Annotated in this window: 18 protein-coding genes; 16 read left to right on the top strand and 2 right to left on the bottom strand. The window is 50.5% G+C overall.

Annotation, left to right across the window (positions count from 1 at the left end):
• Positions 1–31 precede the first annotated feature (31 nt).
• The 6 genes from HMPREF2756_RS08885 (at position 32) to hemW (ending at position 7,346) form a co-directional block, all read left to right on the top strand.
• Positions 32–1,681, top strand: coding sequence for a ComEC/Rec2 family competence protein (locus HMPREF2756_RS08885; RefSeq protein ID WP_246825906.1), 1,650 nt, complete (start codon positions 32–34; stop codon positions 1,679–1,681).
• Between the two features lie 74 nt (positions 1,682–1,755).
• The gene (gene holA / locus HMPREF2756_RS08880; protein ID WP_070620404.1) at positions 1,756–2,784 is read left to right on the top strand and encodes a DNA polymerase III subunit delta; all 1,029 of its coding nucleotides are present in this window, start codon (positions 1,756–1,758) and stop codon (positions 2,782–2,784) included.
• A 66-nt stretch (positions 2,785–2,850) separates the two neighbouring features.
• A complete protein-coding gene (locus tag HMPREF2756_RS08875; RefSeq protein ID WP_048778234.1) occupies positions 2,851–3,447 on the top strand; it encodes a type II toxin-antitoxin system PemK/MazF family toxin in 597 nt (198 codons plus the stop codon).
• A 215-nt stretch (positions 3,448–3,662) separates the two neighbouring features.
• A complete protein-coding gene (gene rpsT / locus HMPREF2756_RS08870) occupies positions 3,663–3,926 on the top strand; it encodes a 30S ribosomal protein S20 (RefSeq protein WP_048778162.1) in 264 nt (87 codons plus the stop codon).
• A 178-nt stretch (positions 3,927–4,104) separates the two neighbouring features.
• Positions 4,105–5,964 (top strand): translation elongation factor 4, encoded by a 1,860-nt coding sequence (gene lepA / locus HMPREF2756_RS08865; RefSeq protein WP_048778163.1) that lies wholly within the window; start codon positions 4,105–4,107, stop codon positions 5,962–5,964.
• Positions 5,965–6,074: 110 nt separating this feature from the next.
• The gene (gene hemW, locus HMPREF2756_RS08860) at positions 6,075–7,346 is read left to right on the top strand and encodes a radical SAM family heme chaperone HemW (RefSeq protein WP_070620401.1); all 1,272 of its coding nucleotides are present in this window, start codon (positions 6,075–6,077) and stop codon (positions 7,344–7,346) included.
• A gap of 313 nt (positions 7,347–7,659) precedes the next feature.
• Here the strand turns inward: hemW and HMPREF2756_RS08855 are convergent, their stop codons facing one another.
• A complete protein-coding gene (locus tag HMPREF2756_RS08855) occupies positions 7,660–8,067 on the bottom strand; it encodes a DUF4870 domain-containing protein (RefSeq protein WP_004004700.1) in 408 nt (135 codons plus the stop codon).
• A gap of 226 nt (positions 8,068–8,293) precedes the next feature.
• The gene (locus tag HMPREF2756_RS08850; RefSeq protein WP_246825905.1) at positions 8,294–9,145 is read right to left on the bottom strand and encodes a DUF3097 family protein; all 852 of its coding nucleotides are present in this window, start codon (positions 9,143–9,145) and stop codon (positions 8,294–8,296) included.
• Positions 9,146–9,360: 215 nt separating this feature from the next.
• Between HMPREF2756_RS08850 and hrcA the strand changes: the two genes are divergently transcribed.
• From hrcA to HMPREF2756_RS08800, 10 genes are all read left to right on the top strand, one after another.
• Entirely contained in the window at positions 9,361–10,461 is a 1,101-nt protein-coding gene (gene hrcA / locus HMPREF2756_RS08845) for a heat-inducible transcriptional repressor HrcA (protein WP_048778169.1), read from the top strand.
• Positions 10,462–10,558: 97 nt separating this feature from the next.
• Complete coding sequence (gene dnaJ / locus HMPREF2756_RS08840; protein WP_004004697.1) at positions 10,559–11,695, top strand: molecular chaperone DnaJ; 1,137 nt, start codon at positions 10,559–10,561, stop codon at positions 11,693–11,695.
• Positions 11,696–11,780: 85 nt separating this feature from the next.
• Positions 11,781–12,548 (top strand): 16S rRNA (uracil(1498)-N(3))-methyltransferase, encoded by a 768-nt coding sequence (locus HMPREF2756_RS08835; protein WP_048778171.1) that lies wholly within the window; start codon positions 11,781–11,783, stop codon positions 12,546–12,548.
• Between the two features lie 46 nt (positions 12,549–12,594).
• The gene (locus HMPREF2756_RS08830; protein WP_004004695.1) at positions 12,595–13,710 is read left to right on the top strand and encodes a PhoH family protein; all 1,116 of its coding nucleotides are present in this window, start codon (positions 12,595–12,597) and stop codon (positions 13,708–13,710) included.
• Positions 13,710–14,231, top strand: coding sequence for an rRNA maturation RNase YbeY (gene ybeY / locus HMPREF2756_RS08825; protein WP_048778172.1), 522 nt, complete (start codon positions 13,710–13,712; stop codon positions 14,229–14,231). Before HMPREF2756_RS08830 ends, ybeY begins: the two co-directional genes overlap by 1 nt.
• 8 nt (positions 14,232–14,239) lie before the next feature.
• Positions 14,240–15,607: a hemolysin family protein gene (locus tag HMPREF2756_RS08820; protein ID WP_048778174.1), complete on the top strand. Its 1,368-nt coding sequence runs from the start codon at positions 14,240–14,242 to the stop codon at positions 15,605–15,607.
• 38 nt (positions 15,608–15,645) lie between these two features.
• Entirely contained in the window at positions 15,646–16,764 is a 1,119-nt protein-coding gene (locus HMPREF2756_RS08815) for a GTPase Era (protein WP_048778176.1), read from the top strand.
• A 30-nt stretch (positions 16,765–16,794) separates the two neighbouring features.
• The gene (locus tag HMPREF2756_RS08810; RefSeq protein ID WP_048778177.1) at positions 16,795–18,225 is read left to right on the top strand and encodes an LCP family protein; all 1,431 of its coding nucleotides are present in this window, start codon (positions 16,795–16,797) and stop codon (positions 18,223–18,225) included.
• Between the two features lie 344 nt (positions 18,226–18,569).
• Positions 18,570–20,327, top strand: a complete 1,758-nt coding sequence (gene leuA, locus HMPREF2756_RS08805; RefSeq protein ID WP_048778179.1) for a 2-isopropylmalate synthase — start codon at positions 18,570–18,572, stop codon at positions 20,325–20,327.
• Positions 20,328–20,463: 136 nt separating this feature from the next.
• Complete coding sequence (locus HMPREF2756_RS08800; RefSeq protein ID WP_172884759.1) at positions 20,464–21,297, top strand: undecaprenyl-diphosphate phosphatase; 834 nt, start codon at positions 20,464–20,466, stop codon at positions 21,295–21,297.
• Positions 21,298–21,382: the final 85 nt, after the last annotated feature.

The following is a 21,382-nucleotide window of genomic DNA, read 5'->3' as shown; positions in this document are numbered from 1 at the left end:
GCGTCAAACATTATAGGTAATGAGCCGCATCATGAGTTTTCTGCACATTCCGCCTAAGCTCAAACCATATCTCACCCGAAATTTCGCCCGTACCGAGTGGATGCGCTATCGCCGCGACCATAACCGCGAATGGTTTCGCGCTGTCAGTGCCATTATTCACCTTGATATACGGCTTATAGTCTCGGCGGTCGTACTCTGGATTTTCACGCTGGCTGCCATGTATCACGGTACTTTTCAGCCCTATAAATACTACGTTTTAGTGGCTATTAGCCTGCTCGGAATAATCACCATAACGCTCAATACCTTCTATGGACGCAAAATCGCCCATATTCTTTGTCCTATCCTCGGGCAGTTCATGTTCATTATGCTCTTGGTGACTCTGCAAGCTGTCCTGCTCATGCTGACCGGAACGGATTCCAGCCGCACGACCCTAAGAGATGCCGAAGGAGCCTCGTTACGTATAACCGGAGTCATCAGGGAAATACGCCCTCTTGACTCGCATACGAATATGATCATTCTCAGCACCGACACAGCTCAGTACCGTAATCTTCGAGCACCAATTCATGAAGATATTCGTATTTACAACAACACGCAAAAACAGCAGCTTACCCCCGGAACCCGGGTTAACGCGCTCGGAACCCTTGAAAATAAAGGCACCACCGCATTCCTCAAAGGTGCAAGCATATTCCCTCAACCGAACCAAAATCTTGAGCACACACACGCCCTAAACACTAGGATGCGCGATTACGCCCGCCGACACCTCGATGCCGAAACCACGGCGTTACTTCTAGGTACCGCCTATGGCGATGACTCCGCGATGCCCAACACCAGTAAGGAAAACTATAAGCTTAGCGGGCTCAGTCACCTTACCGCAGTCTCTGGAGCAAATATTGCCATCATTTTCATGGCTGGCTACCGTTTTGGAATTCTCGTGCGTGTTCCACGCCGCCTTATGATCGGAATGGGTATTACCGCCGTCGTTCTCTACTCCACGATTCTCACCTTTGAGGGATCCGTAATCCGCTCTATTCTCATGGGGTCACTAGGGGCTTTGGCGATGCTCCGCGGCACCGGGAGAAATACTCTTAGCGCACTCGCCACCACTATCGTGTGCTGCCTCATCGCTGCGCCGAAACTCGCTGGTGATCTCGGCTTTGTGCTCTCCACCGTGGCTACGGCATCGCTGATAGCGCTCGGACCCTCACTCACGCGTCTCTTGATGCGCGTCCTACCGCACACCCTCGCCGAACTTATAGCAGCTTCCGCCAGCGCCTCGCTCTGGTGTACCCCTGTGATTTTAGGTATCAGCGGCAAAATACCGCTCTATACCATTCCCGCAAATATGCTTGCCGCTCCACTAACCGCGATCACCATGTTTGCTGGTCTTGCCGCGTTCCTGAGCTACAGCATCAACTTCACGGCCATCACGGATATTGCTCTTATTCTCGGTAGAATACCGGCACAGGGCATCGAATACATAGCGAAATATTTTGCACACGCACCCGCAAATCCACTCAATGTAGATGTTACTCTGGCATCTGTAGCTTTTGCTGGAGTTACTGTCTTTGCGGGTAGCCTGCTGATATGGCTCTGGGATTACCGTATTTACAAGCGCGAGCTTCACCTCGATTATGTACGTATACCCGGTACTCGACATGTAACTAGTACGCACCGTCAATAACTAACGCACCAAATCGGTCAAAGACACTTCGGTATGATAGAAACAGCAACACACCGAACAAGCAATGAGGTACCGTGACTCCCAGGGGAAGCTCATCACGCGGCAACTACCGCGGCCAACGCGCTAATAAAGCGCTTGATAACGCATGGCGCACCGTAAATCCCGCACCGGTCATCATGCTCCACGGTTCCGAAGAGTATTTCGCCTCACGAGCACGTGAACGTCTGCGCACCGCTTTTTATAGTACCTATCCAAATGCAGACCTAGTCACCATCAACGCTTCCACCTACACTGCGGGGGAACTCACTCTCCTCGCGAGCCCGTCGCTCTTCGGGACTGCCAAAATAATAGATGCTGACAACGTCGCCACCATGAGTGAAGACTTCCTTAACGATGTTCTCAGCTACATTGCTGCCCCAGAATCCGACATTATGCTCATCATGCAGCATTCCGGCGGCAACCGCGGCAAAAAACTCATTGATGCCATACGTAAAAACCACGTTCTTATTCCCTGTAAACCGCTCAAAGCCGAGCGCGAAAAAACGGAATTTGTCACCAGTGAATTCCGAGAGGCTAAACGCACTATCGATCCCGGCGCCCTACGCCTACTCGTAGCCGCTACCAACGACACCGCCGAACTTGCCTCTGCCTGTGCTCAGCTTCAAGCAGATATTGCGGGAAATATTACCGAAGAGATCGTGAACCGTTACTATGGCGGGCGAACCGAAGTTACTGCTTTTCGGGTAGTAGACGCCGCCGTTACGGGAAACGCAGCAGAAGCACTTAGGCTTTTGCGACATGCTTTAGCAACTGGAACAGAACCTATCCCTCTGTTGGGGGCACTTGCCATGCGTATTCGCAATATTGCCCGCGTGCATCATGTGCGTGCCAGTGCCCAGGAACTTGCCCGTGAGGTAGGTATGGCTCCGTGGCAGGTTGAACAGGCGCAACGCGACGGAAGGCGTTTCACCGGGGAACAGATCGCCCGTATCGTGCAGCTACTTGCTGATGCCGACGCACAGCTCAAGGGGGAGGGCCTAGACCCGGTATATGCGGTTGAACGCGCGGTACTTGCCATTGCGTTGCCTCATAACCGCTCATAAATGCATTTTTATTTTGCTCATATATGAGCTAGGGAAAGATTTGCGTCATAAGGCATAATGGACTCCATGCTACAAACACTGAAAAAAGCATTCTTCGCCGTTTTGCCTTCGCTTCGGAAAGCAGCAGAAGATGCTCTGCGCGATAATGCACAACAGTCGCAAGCACAGACCAACCACGATTCTGAACAACCTCAGACATCAAATGCGCCGAAACCAGGCCCCGGTGCTTCTAAGTCTGCGCCCTCTCAACAGCAGAGTTCGCAGGGACAGGGCTTAGACTATCCAGGAGACTATCGCGGGTCTATTGACTTTGAGTATTCTCCCTCATTGGACGGCGATCCAGATCCTGGTGAGATCGTGTGGACTTGGGTTCCTTACGAAGAAGACCATACTCAGGGGAAAGACCGCCCGGTCATACTTGTAGGGCGTGACGGGGAATACCTGCTCGCCTTCATGATGACCAGCAAAGACCACAACAACCGCGATCATGCAGATTCTAATTATCTAGATATTGGTTCAGGCTCTTGGGATTCCCAGGGTCGGGCCTCCGAGGTCAAACTCAATCGCGTCTTACGGGTGCGTCCTGAGAACATGCGCCGTGAAGGGGCAATTATGCCTCACGAGACTTTCCGCCTTATCGAACAAGCCTACAACCGCCGTTAATCTGCGGTTGTACCTATCTCAAAAGCGCAAAAATCATACATCATCCTTGAAATAACAGGTATTCTTACAAGCATTTATCTGCTATGATTTATGGTTGAGTGTCTGGTGGTCATCAGGCACTGCTGACTGGTTGCCATAGGCATCCCCACGCCGCTCAGTCGATGATCGGTCAGCATAGCCCTCACCGACCAATAAGACAAACAGAAAGTTTAATCGTGGCTAATATCAAGTCCCAGAAAAAGCGCATCCTCACCAACGAGAAGGCTCGTCTGCGTAACAACGCTATTAAATCTGAGCTGAAGACCGCAACCCGTCGGGTTAAAGAAGCTGTTGAGGCACAGAACAGGGAAGCTGCCGAAGAGGCACTGCGTTTTGTGAGCCGCAAGCTGGATAAGGCTGTTTCTAAAGGCGTTCTGCACAAGAAGAACGCTGCTAACAAGAAGTCCGGTCTAGCGCATCTGGTTAACAAACTTTCCTAATGTCAGCCTCTGTATGAGGCGCATTGCGAAGTGATAGGGGTTCCCCGTCGGTTCTCTCCCGGCGGGGAATTCTTTGTGTCCGCCGACCGTGCCGGTTCGCGCTTCCAGTGTGCATTATGGGAAAATAAAAGATAGTTGTGCCAGCTGCCTGATGAACCTCCATGAAAGGAATATGCGAGTGACTCCTCTGTCGAAAAATCCGCCAATACCGGCGGCTACCGACCCCGCGATTATTCGCAACTTCTGCATTATTGCACATATTGATCATGGAAAATCCACGCTCGCTGACCGTATGCTTCAGGCAACTGGCGTTGTCGCGCCGCGCGATATGAAGGCACAATACCTTGACCGCATGGATATTGAGCGTGAACGAGGCATCACCATTAAGTCCCAGGCAGTACGTATGCCATGGGAGATCGACGGTACTTCCTATGCGCTCAACATGATCGACACTCCGGGACACGTTGACTTCACCTATGAAGTCTCTCGCTCACTTGCCGCATGCGAAGGCGCTCTGCTTCTTGTTGATGCGGCACAGGGGATTGAAGCCCAAACTCTCGCCAACCTCTACTTAGCGATGGAGAACGATCTTACGATTATTCCCGTCCTGAATAAGATCGACCTGCCCGCCGCTATGCCCGATAAATATGCTGAGGAGCTGGCAAACCTTATTGGCTGCGAACCTGAGGAGGTTCTGCGGGTTTCGGGTAAAACCGGTGAGGGTGTAGAAGCTCTACTGGACCGTATTGTCGAAGGTATACCCGCGCCCGTTGGCCAAGCGAATGCGCCTGCCCGCGCCATGATTTTTGACTCAGTGTACGATTCCTACCGCGGAGTGGTCACCTATGTGCGCGTCGTAGACGGAAAACTTGAACCGCGCCAAAAAATCAAGATGATGTCTACCGGCGCAGAACACGATCTGCTTGAGATTGGGGTAATTTCACCCGACCCCATTCCCTCCAAAGGGCTGAGCGTAGGTGAAGTGGGCTATTTGATCACTGGCGTTAAGGACGTTCGGCAGTCCCGCGTGGGCGATACCGTAACCTCTGCCGTCAAGCCTGCCGCAGAATCCCTAGGCGGCTATGAAGACCCGAAACCTATGGTGTTCTCTGGGCTATTTCCTATTGATGGTTCAGATTATCCGGCGTTGCGAGATGCCCTAGACAAACTCAAGCTCAACGATGCTGCGCTTGTCTACGAACCCGAAACTTCTGCAGCACTCGGGTTTGGTTTCCGGTGTGGCTTCTTAGGCCTGCTGCACCTTGAAATCGTGCGCGAACGCTTGGAACGCGAGTTCAATCTCGACCTTATTTCGACCGCCCCCAACGTTATTTATGATGTTGTGGACGAATCGGGTAATGCAAAGCGTGTGACTAACCCAAGCGAGTTCCCCGAGGGTAAAGTCGCAACCATTCGTGAACCGATGGTGGCATGTACGATTATTGCTCCCAGCGACTATATTGGGGCGATCATGGAGTTGTGCCAGTCGCGCCGCGGGCAAATGGGCGGCATGGACTACCTATCTGAGGATCGCGTTGAGATGCGGTACCGCCTGCCGCTGGCCGAGATTGTCTTTGATTTCTTCGATCAGCTCAAGTCCCGTACTCGCGGATATGCATCCTTGGACTGGAAGTTCGATGGTGAGGAAGAGGCTGACCTGGTGAAGGTCGATATCCTGCTTCAGGGTGAGAAAGTGGATGCTTTCTCGGCTATTACCCATCGCGACAAGGCCTATTCGTACGGTTTGATGATGACGAGTAAGCTTCGTGAGCTAATACCTCGTCAGCAATTTGAGGTTCCTATTCAGGCTGCTATTGGTTCTCGCATCATTGCCCGCGAGAATATCCGCGCTATGCGCAAGGACGTGCTGTCAAAATGCTATGGTGGCGATATTTCGCGTAAGCGCAAGCTGCTGGAAAAGCAGAAGGAAGGCAAGAAGCGCATGAAGATGGTCGGCCGCGTCGAGGTACCGCAAGAGGCATTCATCGCCGCCCTATCTTCGGGCGAAGAGAAAGAGAAGAAAGACAAAAAGAAGTAAATCTTTACCGTCTTTCTTGCGGGTAGAGACCTGACTCCAAGAAAAGAGCGTCTCTACCCATCATTTTTGCGCACACGCACTTGGCTAGATTCTCATGAAGGAGGCATTGTATGGCACCCGCGCAACCGGTTGGCGCGCCCGCGCCGCGTGACGGACGCATCCCAGCCTCGTGTGCGCACGGGTGCCAAAACCGTGATTTTAGCCTCTACGTACATATTCCGTTCTGCTCGGTGCGATGTGGGTATTGTGATTTCAACACTTATGCCACCGAAGATTTTGGTGACGGGATAGGGCTGGGTACGTATGCAGACGATGCTACAGCTGAGATTTTCTTTGCCGCTCGCACTCTTGAAGCATCCGGGGTGGTAAAGCGGCCGTTGCATACGGTATTCTTCGGCGGGGGTACGCCCACGAAACTCCCTGCGTATGATTTGGTGCGCATCCTGAAAACTGCAATTGATATTTTCGGTATCGAAGATGGTGCTGAGGTCACCACCGAGGCTAATCCTGACTCTGTCACCTATGAGGATCTGCAGACGTTAAAAGACGGCGGATTTACGCGTGTTTCTTTTGGTATGCAATCTGTTGTGCCCGAGGTTTTGAAAGTTCTTGACCGTACCCATACACCCGAAAATGTTCCTAAAGTTGTGGCGTGGGCGCGAGATATTGGTCTTCAAGTATCGATAGATTTAATTTATGGCTCTCCGTCAGAAACGCTGGAGCAGTGGGAGCAAAGTGTGCAAGCGGCGATTTCTTATAAGCCAGACCACATTTCTACATATTCTTTGATTGTTGAAGACGGTACTAAACTTGCCGCACAAATTCGGCGCGGTGAATATACAATGCCTGATGATGACCTCATGGCAGATATGTATTTGCGTGCAGAAGATCTTCTCATGCAAGCCGGATATCGGTGGTATGAGGTCTCGAATTATTCTCGCTCTGAGCATACTCGAAGTGACCATAATATGGCGTATTGGCGTAATCAAGACTGGTGGGGAATAGGACCGGGAGCACATTCACATATAAACGGTACCCGGTGGTGGAATATTAAACATCCCATTCCCTATGCACATCGTGTTCGGGCTGGGGAATCGCCGGCCGCAGCGCGAGAAGTTTTAGGCTCAGGAACTCGTTCTTTTGAGGCAATTATGCTGCTGATTCGAGTACATGAAGGTTTGCCTATGAGCGAGCTTCTGGCCGTGCATCCTGCCGCTGACTTGGGGGATTCTTTACAATGGTTGCTCGCGCAAGGACTTATTGAACCCGACATTTTTACAAATACTGGTGCGCCCAACCCTGATGCTTCAGTAAAACTTACGTTGCAGGGCCGACTTTTAGGTGATGCTGTTACTCGAGAATTACTTCCAGATATAAAATAAATGTCTCGTAAAATATGCGAGAATACTTACCCCAAAAATATAATTGCCTTAACTTTCAGGATAAAATAATTGAATTACTAGACATTAGGTTGAAACTAAGGTAGAGTTTATATTGGCAGGACGGTATATGTTACAGCGTGTTGTCGTCTTTGCTGAAGTTGAGTGAATACGGTTGAAGGTCCCTTGTGTATCAGGGGCCTTCAATCGTTAACAGGTGTTTTATATGGTATGTAATATGCGTATAAAAATAAAGGGCCACATATTCCATATCGAAATAGTGACCCGGGGTGCCTTATACGATGTATAAGTCTGTTTATACGCGGCGCTCGGCTGCCTGTTGTTGCTGTTGCCCTTCCATTTCTTCTCGGTGCTGCTTCTTCTTTTCTTTGAAGTCTTCAGCAGGCTTGAGGAAAAGGTCAAGGATACGCAGGTTGAGCTTGTACCTATGAGGTTCTCCTTGGGCGGCGTAGATGCCCGCAATTACGGAACTGATCGCCATATAAAGCCACAGAATAGCAGTAAAGAACATCATGAGGCTTGCCATGCCGGGTACGAAGCTCAAAATGAGAAGAACAAGAATCATGATTGAAGGCAGAAGCGTAAAGTTCATGGCTTCACGTGACTCTTGCTCAGTGAAGGGGGCGCGGTCACGATACAAATAGTAGATAGCAGCAGCAGGCAAAAACCCGATGATGCCGCTAAAGTGAGCAAAAGTCGCCATGCTCCGGTCCTGCGACACAGGCAAAGGTGTAATGTTTCGTTTATGCCCCTCCGGGCGAGTATCTTGAACCACAGAAATCCTGATTGTTACTCGTCTATTTTGCTCTGCCGTACACATGCCTCAATTGGTGCACCTGTACAACCTAAAATCCTTATTTATTGTAACGTGTTTTACCGAACGCCTCGCCAGAGGTGCGGCATAGACAACCTGAGCTACTCACATTACCTTATTCAGTCAGAAAATCAATGAGCGACTCAACAGGTCCTAGCAGCGTAGGATCAAGATCGGAATAAGAGTCAACTCGGGAAAGAATACGTTTCCAGGCGTTTGCCACGTCTTCCTGGCTTTGATGCGGCTGTCCCAACCGACTTAGAATTCCTTTCTTCCAGTCCTCACCTCGAGGCGCCTGCGGCCATGCCGGAATTCCGAGAACCTGCGGCTTGACAGCCTGCCAAATATCAATGAAAGGGTGCCCCACAATCTTAATATTTCCAGCAGCGCCGGGAACAGCTAAAGCCTCCGTCACAACACGTTCTTCCTTGGTGCCTTTCAGAAGATGATCCACAAGAATTCCAAGTCGTCGCTCTGGGCCGGGGGAGAACTCTTTAACGGCAGTTGCTAAATCATCAACACCATGAAGGGGCTCGACCACAATACCTTCAACCCGCAGATCATGGCCCCACACTTTCTCGACGAGTTCCGCATCATGAAGCCCCTCAACCCAGATTCTGGATGCGCGCGCCACCCGTGCTGGAGCGTTTTCAACTGCTACCGAACCAGAACGAGAAATTTTGCGCCCTGAGGTCTTTCGTGGTGTTGGGGCAACAATCTCAACCGGTTCGCCCTCAAGAAAGTACCCGATTCCTAAAGGAAAATTTTTGACCCGTCCGTGAGCGTCTTCAAGCCCGAAAAATATTTCTCCGCCGATACGTTCGGCACGCACTACTTCGCCAACCCACCCGTTAAGATCCTCAAGGACCATCCCGCGTTTTAGCTCGACCCGACGAGGAGGAGCAGGCCTGTTATTTATTGAGGCACGTGATAGATCTTGTGCACCCCAAGCGTATCGTTCACTCATATCTTGCATCCTTCGTACAACGGCACCACGGATATTGCCTGGTTTCCGCAGGTTAGCTTTTGGCAGAACCCATCCAATTCTAAAGTATTGATAACTCGCTTCTGGCGAAAGACTAGTACCGCTAGGGGCTACCCGGCTATGATAAAAGTAGTTTTTAGCACTCTCTCAACAAGAGTGCCAGATTATTAACCACCGATAGGGTCGCAAGGAGTACCATGTCACACGAACGCCGCATGCGCATATTGCAGGCAATCGTTGAAGACTACGTGCGCACAGGCGAACCCATAGGTTCAAAGACGCTGGCACAGCGCCACCATCTTCAAGTATCCAGTGCCACGATACGCAATGATATGGCAGCTTTAGAAGAACAGGGACTTTTGAGCGCACCGCACGCCAGCGCTGGGCGTATTCCTACAGAACAGGGATACAGGTTCTTCGTCGACGCTCTAGCCGCGCCGCGTGCTCTCTCTGCAACCCAAGTGTCGGCGTTACGGCAAATTCTTGAAAGCGCACACAGCGTAGAAGATATGATTGAAGCCGCCACCCGAACACTTGCGCATCTCACGCATCAGGTGGCGCTTATCCAGTACCCAACACGTAACGCTGGAACTCTCTTGCATCTTGAGTTCGTACCCCTAGATTCACGCACGCTCTTAGCATTGCTTATCAGTGATCTTGGCACAATTCACCGGGTCACTGTGATACTGCCAGAGACTACAGCCTTAGCGCATGATGAAACTGTATCAGCTCTTGCAGCGATTAAAGAAAACTTGCTTAAAATGCTTCAGGGTTTACCTTTCGAAAACATAAGTGCATTGCTGCCAGAAGCGCATCATCCAGCGTTGCGAGGCCGTTCTCCGGAACTCACCGAAGCTATCGTGGATCATCTGCGAGCACAGCCTTATTTTGAACGAGATATTCGCTTCGCGATCTCTGGCACCTCAAACCTAGCACGAAGTCACGATGACTTCTCGGCGAGCATAGCTCCCATTTTGGATGCGCTCGAAGAACAAGTTACGCTGCTGCGCGTGCTGTCTCACGCATCGGTTCAAGAAGCCGGGTACAGTGTAAGGATCGGTCACGAGAATACGGAGCAAGCGCTTCAAGGAGCTTCTATTGTCACTGGTGAATACGATTCACCCGTTGTAGTTTCATACGGCAAACAACATTTACCAGACAATGAAGGCGCCTTGGGGAAGCATACGGCAAAACTTGGCGTGGTGGGTCCAGTCCGCATGGATTACCGTGGTAACATTGCGGCGGTGAACGCGGTAGCTCGCTATCTAGGTCATGTCTTAGGCACACGAGCATCATGACATCAAGCGGGTAACTCCTCAGAGCCCCACAAACTTACAGATTTTATATTGACACCATACCCGGAGCACTCCGGTACGAAAAGGATAGAAGAAACACGTGAGCGATCACTACTCAACTCTTGGAGTCTCAAAGGACGCAAGCCCCGAAGAGATTAAAAAAGCGTACCGTAAAAAGGCGCGTCAACTGCACCCCGATGTTAACCCATCCGAAGAGGCAGCCGAGGAGTTCAAACGTGTAACCCTCGCCTATGAAGTACTCTCAGATAACGAGAAACGCCGTAATTACGACGCTACCGGCGATGAACAGGGTCGTGCAGGATTCCCTGGAGGCGCAGGAGGGTTCGGAGGCTTCGGCTCAGGAAGTTTCGGGTTCCAAGATCTTTTCGATATGTTTACCGGAGGCGGTGGACAAAGCGGTCCCGCATCCCGCGTACGCCAGGGACAAGACGCACTTATCAACGTCTCAATATCCCTCAAAGACGCAGTTTTTGGCGTCGAAAAGACTGTAGAGCTTAACACGGCCGTCACTTGTAAATCCTGTGAGGGTGAAGGAACCGCTCCCGGAACCCACCCCGAAACCTGTGAGACCTGTCATGGACAGGGATTCATGCAGCGCCGTGTTCAATCCATCCTAGGAACCGTCATGCAGCAGGTAGAGTGTCCTAGCTGTCAGGGATACGGCACCGTCATCAAACACCGCTGTCCAGAATGCCACGGACAGGGCCGTGTGGGCGAAAAACTCCCGTTGACCTTCACAGTTCCCGCCGGTGTTAATGACGGAGCCCGCATCCGTCTGCGAGGTAAAGGCGAAGCTGGACTCAATGGTGGTCCCAATGGCGATCTTTACATTGACCTCAACGTTAAGCGCGATAAATACTTTGTTCGCGATGGTGATAACCTCACCACAACGGTGAATATTCCTATGGTCGCAGCTGTTTTAGGAACCACCGTACCCTTAGAAACCTTCGATGGGGTTCAAGAGATTACCATCCCCGAAGGCGCACAAAGCGGCGACATCGTAACTTTGAACGGCTTAGGTGTTACCCGCCTTCACTCCGATAAACGCGGAGACCTACAGGTCCGTATTCAGGTCACAACACCGACCAATGTAAACTCCGAACAACGTGAGTTACTCCAAAAATTCGCTGAACTTCGTGGAGAAGACCTGCACGAAGGCACCCATGTCAAGCAAAAACATGGTCTTTTCTCGCGACTCAAAGACCAATTTAAATAGACAAACACTCTTTGTATCCGAAGTGTTCTGAAAATCCTAGTACGGTAAGATGAAACACTTCGGATACAGCTTTATCAAGGATCTTATGAGCGCCCCCATTTTCTACATTACCGCCAAAGAGCTAGCCAGCTGCACGGCAGGGAGTACATTTACTCTAACTGGCCCGGAAGCGCATCACGCCAAGGTGAAACGCTTAGCTATAGGGGAGAGCCTTGACCTTGCAGACGGCCAAGGGTGTCGTGTGCACGGTGTTGTTTCAGCGATTTCTTCTAAAGGATTTGAAGTTACAGTCCAAAACCTAGATCAGGATGATAACAGCCTCTCAGTTTCCCTTGTGCAGGCACTCGCCAAAGATAACCGAGACATATTGGCAATTGAGACCGGCACCGAACTTGGGATTCGCAGCGTTATCCCGTGGAGCGCCGACCGCTCTATCGTGCGGTGGAAAGGGGAACGTGCTGCTAAAGCTCATCAAAAGTGGCAAAATACTGTCTCTGCCGCAGCTAAGCAATCGCGTCGAGCGCTCATTCCTACCGTAGAAAAGCTGCATTCTTCGCAGGAACTCGCAGAACACATACGCGAGCTCACGACTCAAGGAGCGTATGTCTATATTCTGCATGAACAGGCCACCGAACCCTTAAGTGAATATCTGCGAAAGATTGGGTACAGCCCTGATAGTCCCACCAGAATTTATATTCTTGTGGGACCCGAAGGAGGCATCACCGAGCGGGAAATTGAACTTTTCACGCGGGCGGGTGCGCACGAGGCACTGTTAGGAACTGAAATTCTGCGAGCCTCCACTGCTGGTGCCGCAGCACTGTGCACTATCAACGTAGTGTTGGGACGCTGGTAAATAACGTTACACTTATTTAAGAACCAACAAGCCAAGGAGCTTATTTTTGACGACTACCTCACGACCCCTCTCAACGGCACGTACCGTATCTTTCAAAAGCGCCGCAGAGATGATAGCGGTTCTTGGCCCTCAAGACGCGCATCTCACTATTGTTGAGGACTATTTCGACAATATTTCAATTCGTCCCAAAGACCTTGATCTTCTTATTTCCGGTCCGTCCGTGTCTGTTACCACGGTTGCGAAGCTTCTCAACGAACTTCGTGTACTCGCTAGTCACGGTACACAGATTACAGTACAAGTTATCCATCGTCTGATGGGTATGCTCGGTGATGAACTTTCAAATCCGGCGCATACGCTCTCAGCGAGTATTCTTTCAACACGCGGTACGACGATTCGCCCGAAGACGGTAAACCAGAAAAAATATGTGGATGCTATTGACGCAAATACTGTTGTCTTCGGCATTGGTCCCGCTGGTACCGGTAAAACATATTTGGCTATGGCAAAAGCAGTGCAAGCCCTACAAAGCCGCGAGGTTAACCGAATTGTCTTAACTCGCCCCGCAGTAGAAGCAGGCGAGCGTCTAGGCTTTTTACCGGGAACTCTCAACGATAAGATTGACCCTTATTTGCGTCCTCTCTATGATGCTCTACACGACATGCTTGAACCGGAGGCTATCCCTAAGCTTATGGAGGCAGGAACAATTGAGGTTGCACCCCTCGCATATATGCGTGGGCGTACATTGAATGACGCTTTCGTCATCCTTGATGAAGCACAGAACACGACGGCTGAACAGATGAAGATGTTCCTGACTCGTTTAGGTTTTGGCTCCAAGATGGTAATCACCGGCGATATTACACAGGTTGATTTGCCGGGTGGCCAAGCTTCGGGGCTTAAACAGGTGCGTAATATTTTGACCGGGGTTGATGACATTGTTTTTAGCACCCTGGATTCATCTGATGTTGTGCGCCATAGTCTAGTGTCTAACATTGTCTCCGCGTACGATCAGTGGGGCGAAGATCAAAAGGCTATGGAACGTAAACGTAATCGTAAAGTTAAGCGCGCCACGATTGAAGCTGCGGCTGAGAAACTTTTGGATCGAGCCGGAATTAACGGTGGTGAGTCTGGGGAGAACCAATCACAGCAGAAGGGCGGACAACGCTAGTGGCTGTACTTGATTTTCATGTTGAGGATCCTAATGAGAAGCCTGGTAACGTCACGACTCAGCTTGTTCATGATGCTTTTGCGTCAGTAGATACCGAAGTTCTCAGCAATCTGGTGGATTACATCTTCGCGAAGCTTTTAATAAGCAAAGATACTTATCTCTCCATTGCCGTTGTCGGGGAGAAGCAGATGGAGAAGATTCATCTGGAATGGATGGACTTACCTGGGGCAACCGATGTCATGAGCTTTCCAATGGATGAGCTTGTTCCCGGCACTGAAGATGAACTTGCCCAGGGTATGCTGGGCGATATTGTTCTCTGCCCGCCGGTTGCGGCTCGTCAGGGTGCTGACGCCGGGCATTCCACGCTCGATGAGCTATGTCTGCTGACAACACACGGGATTCTCCATTGTTTGGGGTATGATCATGGGACTGCACAGGAAGAAGCTGAAATGTTTGGGCTTCAACGCTCTTTGCTTGAAGGCTTCTTGGGACGTGCTGCCCCCGTCGAGACTCGACATTAGGGGTATTTATGGTCGGGCTATTACTCTTTATCCTCGCTCTTATCGCAACGGTTTTAGCGTTTACAATCACTGTTGCGGAAACCGCTTTTATCTATTTACCGCGCACTGAGGCAGAGGAAGTCGCACAAGAACACCCACATAGTGTTTTTGCGCGGGTTTTGACCGAAGCAAGTACCGGAAATGACGAGCGGTATACGCATCCCTTGCGGCTGGCTCGGGTTCTTACGACCGGGGTGGCTACTCTTGCCTTTATGGTCGCGATCCTTGGCATAGTTGAGCATCACTGGCTGGCTGGGCTTATTACTCTGGCATGTGTCGCGTTAGTGGGGTATCCGCTGCTTACGGTGTTGGCCCGGGCTTTAGGTCGTAACCGCGCGGTCGTGATGTTAAAAGGTCTTGCTGCTCCTGTGCATTTCACTGCAATTACTCTCGGGTGGTTATCGTCTTCTCTTGATGCACTTGTACATAAGGCAGCACCACAGCGTGTTTTAGACGGTCCCGCCGGTGTTTTTGCCGAAGATGAGCTTCGCGAGTTCCTGGATCGTGCCTCTGATGCTGAGACTATTGAAGATGATGAGGCACAGATTGTTCAGTCGGTTTTCGAGCTTGATGATACGCGCATCCGCTCTATTATGGTGCCGCGCACAGATATGTTGACTGTTGAGGCTAATGAGAGTATCGAGAACGCGCTTAGCCTTTTTCTGCGTTCGGGATATTCGCGTATGCCGGTGATTGGGGAATCAAACGACGATGTGCTTGGCATCCTATATCTCAAGGACTGCATGCAGGCTCATCTTGCCCATAGCCACGGTGATGCGCCAGAGCCTAGCATTATCTCTCTTATGCGTGAGGCACGTTTTGAGCCTGAATCGAAGAAAGTTATGGATCTTTTGCGACAAATGCAACGGGAATCAACGCACGTTGCCGTCGTGGTTGATGAGTATGGAGGTACCGCCGGTATGGTCACGCTTGAGGATCTTATCGAAGAGCTCGTTGGCGATATTTCGGACGAATATGACAACGAGAAACCTGAGTATTCCCTTCAGGAAGATGGAAGCTTTAAAGTGTCGGCGCGCCTAAGCGTTGAAGATCTTGGAGAAATTTTTGGGATTGACCTTGACGATGAAGATGTAGATACCGTAGGCGGTTTGTTAGCGAAGCACCTAGGGAAAGTACCTATCGTGGGATCTGAAGTTACGGTTGAGGGTATTACCATTCGTGCCATTGGTAGCAGCGGGCGGCGCCATCAAGTCGATATGTTACGAGTGTACCGTCAAGAATCGCAGCCTCACTTAGGCGAAGAATCAAACTCACCGGAGGGTACAGGCTTCAATACGCCGCTAGATTTATCTTCTTCTCAGCAAACATTCAACTAATTTTTATACGCTTCGCATTTCATCAGAAACGAGGAATCATGGATATCGAACGTGGCGACTCTGCTCAGCCTGCTTTCCCTGAGCATTATCGTGCAGGGTTTGTATCTTTAGTGGGGCGTCCCAACGCTGGAAAATCGACCCTCACTAATGCTTTGGTAGGGCAGAAGGTAGCGATTACATCAAGTCGCCCCCAAACAACACGCCACACGATTCGCGGTATTGTGCATCGAGACGATTATCAGCTGATCCTTGTTGATACTCCAGGTATTCACCGCCCCCGTACCCTTTTGGGGGAGCGACTTAATGATCTTGTTGCGGGTACTCTTTCTCAGGTGGATGTCTTGGGTTTTTGCATCCCGGCAAACGAGAAAATTGGTCCTGGTGACCGTTATATTGCTTCTCAGTTAGTAGCTTCAAGTAATAAACCCGTCGTGGCAATAGTCACAAAATCTGATACTGTCGGTAACGATCAGCTTTCCGAACAGCTTATAGCGGTGCAGTCTCTTGGCGAAGAGGTAATGAGCGCAGAACGCGCCGATCGAGCCCGCCGGGCTAAGCATCGTGAGAATCGTGTATCGCGCAGCAAGAAAGACAATAAAAATATACCTTTTGCTAAAGGTTCAGGTCCCTCAGCTCAACGACGAACTGGCAAAAATTATGAGCCAACAGCCCATGACGGTCAGGGTGGTTGGGCTGATATTATCCCGGTTTCAGCGGTACAGCACTTTCAAGTCGATGCCGTTGCTGACGTTTTAGCAAGTTACATGCCGGTTTCACCTCCGCTCTATCCTGAGGGTGAACTTACAGACGAACCTGAAGCTACCATGATCGCAGAATTTGTGCGTGAGGCCGCCTTAGAAGGCGCACGTGAAGAGCTGCCTCATTCTATTGCCGTCACTGTTGAGGAAATGAACTTTCGAGAAGGCCGTTCAAAAGATAACCCCTTGCTGGATGTACATGTTAACCTGTTTGTGGAACGCGAATCGCAAAAGTACATTATTATCGGCAAGGGTGGTTCTCATCTTCGGAAGATTGGTACACAAGCGCGTGAGCAGATTGAGGCTATGCTAGGCACTCGTGTATACCTCAATATTCATGTCAAGGTAGCTAAAGAGTGGCAATCTGATCCCCGAGCGCTGAATCGTCTAGGTTTTTAAGCGGTCCTGATACATAGAAAGAGAGTTGGTATGCCTCAGGCACCTTCTATGAAGAGTAGTGGTCGCCATATGCGCCACGGCATCATGAAGTCGGCGCGTAACAAGTGGATTGCGCTCTTGAGCGTCTGCATGTTGGTCGTCCTCATGGGCTTCGGCGGAGCTATTCTGCTGCGTCTGCGCGCAAATTTGCATACTGAGCCGCTGAATATTAGTGACTTTACGGGTGCGGTTGAGAATGGTGCACTCGACATTCTGATTATTGGATCGGATACCCGTAAAGGTAATAATGGCGCCTACGGGAACGATGATGACCGCAACTCAGAAGCTCGTTCCGATGTGATGATGCTCCTGCAGATCAGCGCAGATCGTAAGAACGTAAATGTGCTGTCCTTTCCTCGTGACTTGGTGGTTTCGATCCCAAAATGCACCGACCCTAAGACCAATAAAGCCTATGAAGCTGAGGACGATATACAAATCAACGAATCATTGGCACGCGGCGGTCCCGGATGTACGGCAGCTACTATCAGCAAACTCACAGGCGTACACATTGACCACTTCATGCTGGTAGATTTCAATGCGGTTAAAGAACTCTCTCGCGTAGTAGGCGGCGTCGAAGTCTGTGTAGATAACCCCGTCAACGACGAGTACAGCGGATTGAATCTACCCGCTGGCAACTCGAAGGTCGAGGGAGAACAGGCGCTTGCGTTCCTGCGTTCACGCCACGGCTTTGGTGATGGCTCTGATATTGGTCGTATTCAAGCTCAACAGGGGTTCTTGTCAGCTCTGCTTCGTAAGGTCAAGGCAGAGGGAACACTCGATAATCCAAATAAACTTTTGAATATTGCGGAGGCTATCACCCAGAACGTCACGGTTGATGATGATCTGGGCAATCCCAACGAGATTGCCGGTATCGGTGCGACCATTGGCGGCATCGACCTGTCCGAGGTGGTTTTTGCAACTATCCCAACCGAGCCGTGGAACCAAGATCCCAACCGCCTGCAGCTTACCTCTGAGGCGCAGTCGGTGTTCCAGCGCCTTCGTGATGATAAGTCGTTGAAGGTTGAAGAAGCTAAGCAAGGCGATAATGCACCTGCACAGCTTGATAAGTCGATACCTATCACCGTGTATAACGCTACGGGCATTGACGGTCGTGCTGCAGCCCTTGCTCGTATCATCGGTAATCTTGGATACACAAGTGTAACCCCGGCAAGTACTGCCGAATCTGTTTCTACCACCACAATTTCTTATGGCGAGGGTTACGAAGCTGAGGCGCGTGAAATTGCTGCAAAGATGAATATCACGCGGGTAGAGCCGAACGCTCAGGTTACCGGCGTAACGCTTACCATCGGCACCGATTTCCCCAGTGGTGATGCGATGGAGAAACAAGATTCGCAGATCGCGGGTGGAGCTACCGGTCAGACTGCTGATCAGGCCACCTGCCAGCATGCATTTGCTTACTAATGTAGTAAGGCTTTGACGCCTACCTTACGGGAGGTGCAGCCTAAGGTTTTAAACCTTAGGCTGCACCTCCCGCTTCTGCTTCAGCAGGTACGTCTTGGAAAATTTCTATTCCATATGATGGACGAGAGGAGTGTTGGGAAATAGCTCCTCTTCTGTCTCGTGGTAGCGTTGAGGTATGAAGACTCTCGGCGACTGTGCAGTTTCGCATCTGCTTCTCCTTATTCGCCGGAACGGGGCTTAGTTATTTCCGCACCCGTTCCGGGTATTTTGTGCGGCGCATTTTCGCGATTTATCACACCCGTTTATGAGCCTAATTTCAAGGCACGATTCTCAAGGAATTTAGTATGCAAAACTTCCAGCAGCCTTCGTCCATGCCAGTACATAAGTATCGTCCTTTTCACGAGCAGATTAAAGTTGATCTGCCGGATCGTACTTGGCCTTCACATGTAGCTACTCAAGCGCCACGTTGGTGTGCAGTTGATTTGCGTGACGGCAACCAAGCATTGGTCGATCCCATGGACACAAAACGCAAACTGGCGATGTTCGATTTACTCGTTCGTATGGGGTACAAAGAAATTGAGGTTGGTTTTCCCTCAGCTTCACAAACTGATTTTGATTTTGTGCGCACTCTGGTAGAAGACGGACATATTCCGGAAGATGTCACCATTCAGGCTTTGGTACAGGCACGAGAGCATCTGATTGCTCGTACCTTTGAAGCCATCGAAGGCGCTCCTCAAGCCATTGTTCATTTTTATAATTCAACTTCTGTGCTGCAGCGCCGCGTAGTATTCCGTCAAGATGAAGACGGTATCTTGGATATTGCTCTGCAGGGTGCACGCCTGTGTAAGAAATACGAAGAGCAAATGATTACGGATACCAGGGTTCTGTATGAGTACTCGCCGGAATCTTTTACGGGGACCGAGCTTGAGTATGCGGCGCGCGTATGCAATGCTGTCGCAGATGAGCTTGAGGTCGGCGTCAATGGTCGCGAGCTCATCGTAAACCTGCCTGCTACCGTTGAGATGGCAACGCCTAATGTTTACGCAGACTCTGTGGAATGGATGAACCGTCATCTCAATCACCGTGACCACATCGTTTTGTCCCTACACCCCCATAACGACCGTGGTACGGGTGTTGCCGCCGCCGAATTAGGATATTTGGCGGGTGCTGACCGCATTGAGGGGTGTCTTTTCGGCAATGGGGAGCGCACCGGTAATGTCGATCTGGTTACTCTAGGCTTGAATCTCTATACCCAGGGGATCGATCCTCAGATTGATTTCTCTAATATTGATGAAATCCGCAAAACCGTTGAATATTGTAACCAGATGCCGGTTCATGAGCGTTCCCCCTATGGCGGCGATCTGGTGTTTACCGCTTTCTCTGGCTCGCATCAAGACGCTATCAAGAAGGGTTTTGAAGCTCTTGAAACTAGTGCGGCCGAGCAGGGTAAGACTGTGGACGAGGTTTTCTGGGAAGTTCCGTACCTTCCTATCGATCCACGAGATTTGGGACGCACCTATGAAGCTATTATCCGCGTGAATTCGCAGTCTGGTAAGGGCGGTGTTGCATATCTGCTGAAGAAGGATTATGGCCTGGATTTGCCCAAGCGTGCCCAGGTTGAGTTTTCACAGATTGTGCAGGCTCGTACTGATGCCGACGGCGGCGAGATGACCTCGCAAAATCTGTGGAATATTTTCACGGATGAATACTTGCCTGCTCCTGATGATCAGCCTCGTTGGGGTAAGTATCGTATTGAGTCGATCAATATTGAGTCTGCTGACACGGGCTCGACATCCCTTCGCGTAGGGCTGAATATTGATGGTCATCTCTTTACCCGTACCGGTACGGGAACTGGTCCCGTGGATGCGCTTCAGAGTATTCTTCGTGACGAAGGCGTAGATCTGCGTGTGCTCGATTATTCTGAACACACTATGTCCTCCAGTTCAACCGCAAACGCTGCCTGCTATATTGAGGTTGCTATTGATGCGCGTGTGCTTTGGGGCATCGGGGTGGATGACTCGACCACTCGTGCAGCGCTGAAGGCTATGGTTTCAGCTGTGAACCGTGCGTTGCGTGATGAAGCGCATTCATCATCCATCTAAAGGTAAATCCTGCCTGTAAACACGGGGTTCTAGTGGTACATGTGCTGCTAGAACCCTGCTGTTTGTTAGGGAACGCGTGAGGACGACGGTTCACAAACCCAGACATGCGTTATCAGGTACGGTATTCTTGATTATCGTGGAGTATATTCAAGCAATTATTCTAGGTTTCGTACAGGGCCTTACCGAGTTCCTTCCGATCTCGTCGTCTGCCCATTTGCGCATTGTCGGTCAACTGTTGCCCGAAAATGTTGATCCTGGTGCCGCTTTTACCGCTATTACCCAGTTGGGGACTGAGACGGCGGTCCTAGTCTTTTTCTGGCGTGATATTGTGCGTATTATTCGTGCCTGGTTCGGTTCGCTCACCGGTAAAGTCAAGCGAGATGACCCTGATGCACGTATGGGATGGCTCATTATTATTGGTTCAATCCCCATTGGTGTTCTGGGTTTCCTCTTGGAAGACTACATCGACACCTCGTTCAGGTCTTTGTGGATTGTTGGGGCGCTTCTGATCGTTTTTGCTGTCTTCCTTGCGGTGGCCGATCGTTTCGGTAAGGAACAACGAGAGCTTAAAGACCTCAATATGAATCATGGTCTAGTCTATGGTTTGGCACAATCCTTAGCTCTTATCCCAGGTGTTTCTCGCTCGGGCGGCACCATTATGGCTGGCTTGTTCATGGGATACACTCGTGAGGCTGCAGCCCGCTACTCATTCCTGCTGGCGATGCCTGCTGTGTATATGTCTGGGCTTTATAAGGCCAGTAAAGTGGTTATCGGTCAAGAACACCTAGAGTATTACGGTTTGCTCTCCACGCTCATCGCAACTGTGATTGCTTTTGTCGTTGGTTATTTGATCATCGGTTGGTTCCTCAAGTATGTATCGACTCGGTCATACAGTATTTTCGTGTGGTACCGCATTATTCTGGGCACGCTAATTTTTGTAGGCCTGGGTACAGGCTTTATTACGTCGTAGTACGCTTTGAGCGTTCACCATGTCATACCCGTCCGCTAGGTTGAGCTGGGCGGGTATGCTTGTAGGTAGATTTTTGGTCGTTGAA

The sequence above is a fragment of the Rothia sp. HMSC067H10 genome, from assembly GCF_001810635.1.
GTDB classification, from domain to species: domain Bacteria; phylum Actinomycetota; class Actinomycetes; order Actinomycetales; family Micrococcaceae; genus Rothia; species Rothia dentocariosa.
Note: the sequence above shows the minus strand (reverse complement) of the source record. Positions and strands in the feature narration are given on the sequence as shown.

Excerpts from the sequence above, each read along its gene's own strand:
- HMPREF2756_RS08835 (WP_048778171.1), top strand. The coding sequence starts at position 11,781 with ATGAGCGCCCCCATTTTCTACATTACCGCCAAAGAGCTAGCCAGCTGC.
- HMPREF2756_RS08850 (WP_246825905.1), bottom strand. The coding sequence starts at position 9,145 with ATGAGTGAACGATACGCTTGGGGTGCACAAGATCTATCACGTGCCTCA.
- HMPREF2756_RS08815 (WP_048778176.1), top strand. The coding sequence starts at position 15,646 with ATGGATATCGAACGTGGCGACTCTGCTCAGCCTGCTTTCCCTGAGCAT.
- hrcA (WP_048778169.1), top strand. The coding sequence starts at position 9,361 with ATGTCACACGAACGCCGCATGCGCATATTGCAGGCAATCGTTGAAGAC.
- HMPREF2756_RS08855 (WP_004004700.1), bottom strand. The coding sequence starts at position 8,067 with ATGGCGACTTTTGCTCACTTTAGCGGCATCATCGGGTTTTTGCCTGCT.
- leuA (WP_048778179.1), top strand. The coding sequence starts at position 18,570 with ATGCAAAACTTCCAGCAGCCTTCGTCCATGCCAGTACATAAGTATCGT.
- HMPREF2756_RS08810 (WP_048778177.1), top strand. The coding sequence starts at position 16,795 with ATGCCTCAGGCACCTTCTATGAAGAGTAGTGGTCGCCATATGCGCCAC.
- hemW (WP_070620401.1), top strand. The coding sequence starts at position 6,075 with ATGGCACCCGCGCAACCGGTTGGCGCGCCCGCGCCGCGTGACGGACGC.
- HMPREF2756_RS08820 (WP_048778174.1), top strand. The coding sequence starts at position 14,240 with ATGGTCGGGCTATTACTCTTTATCCTCGCTCTTATCGCAACGGTTTTA.
- HMPREF2756_RS08885 (WP_246825906.1), top strand. The coding sequence starts at position 32 with ATGAGTTTTCTGCACATTCCGCCTAAGCTCAAACCATATCTCACCCGA.
- HMPREF2756_RS08875 (WP_048778234.1), top strand. The coding sequence starts at position 2,851 with ATGCTACAAACACTGAAAAAAGCATTCTTCGCCGTTTTGCCTTCGCTT.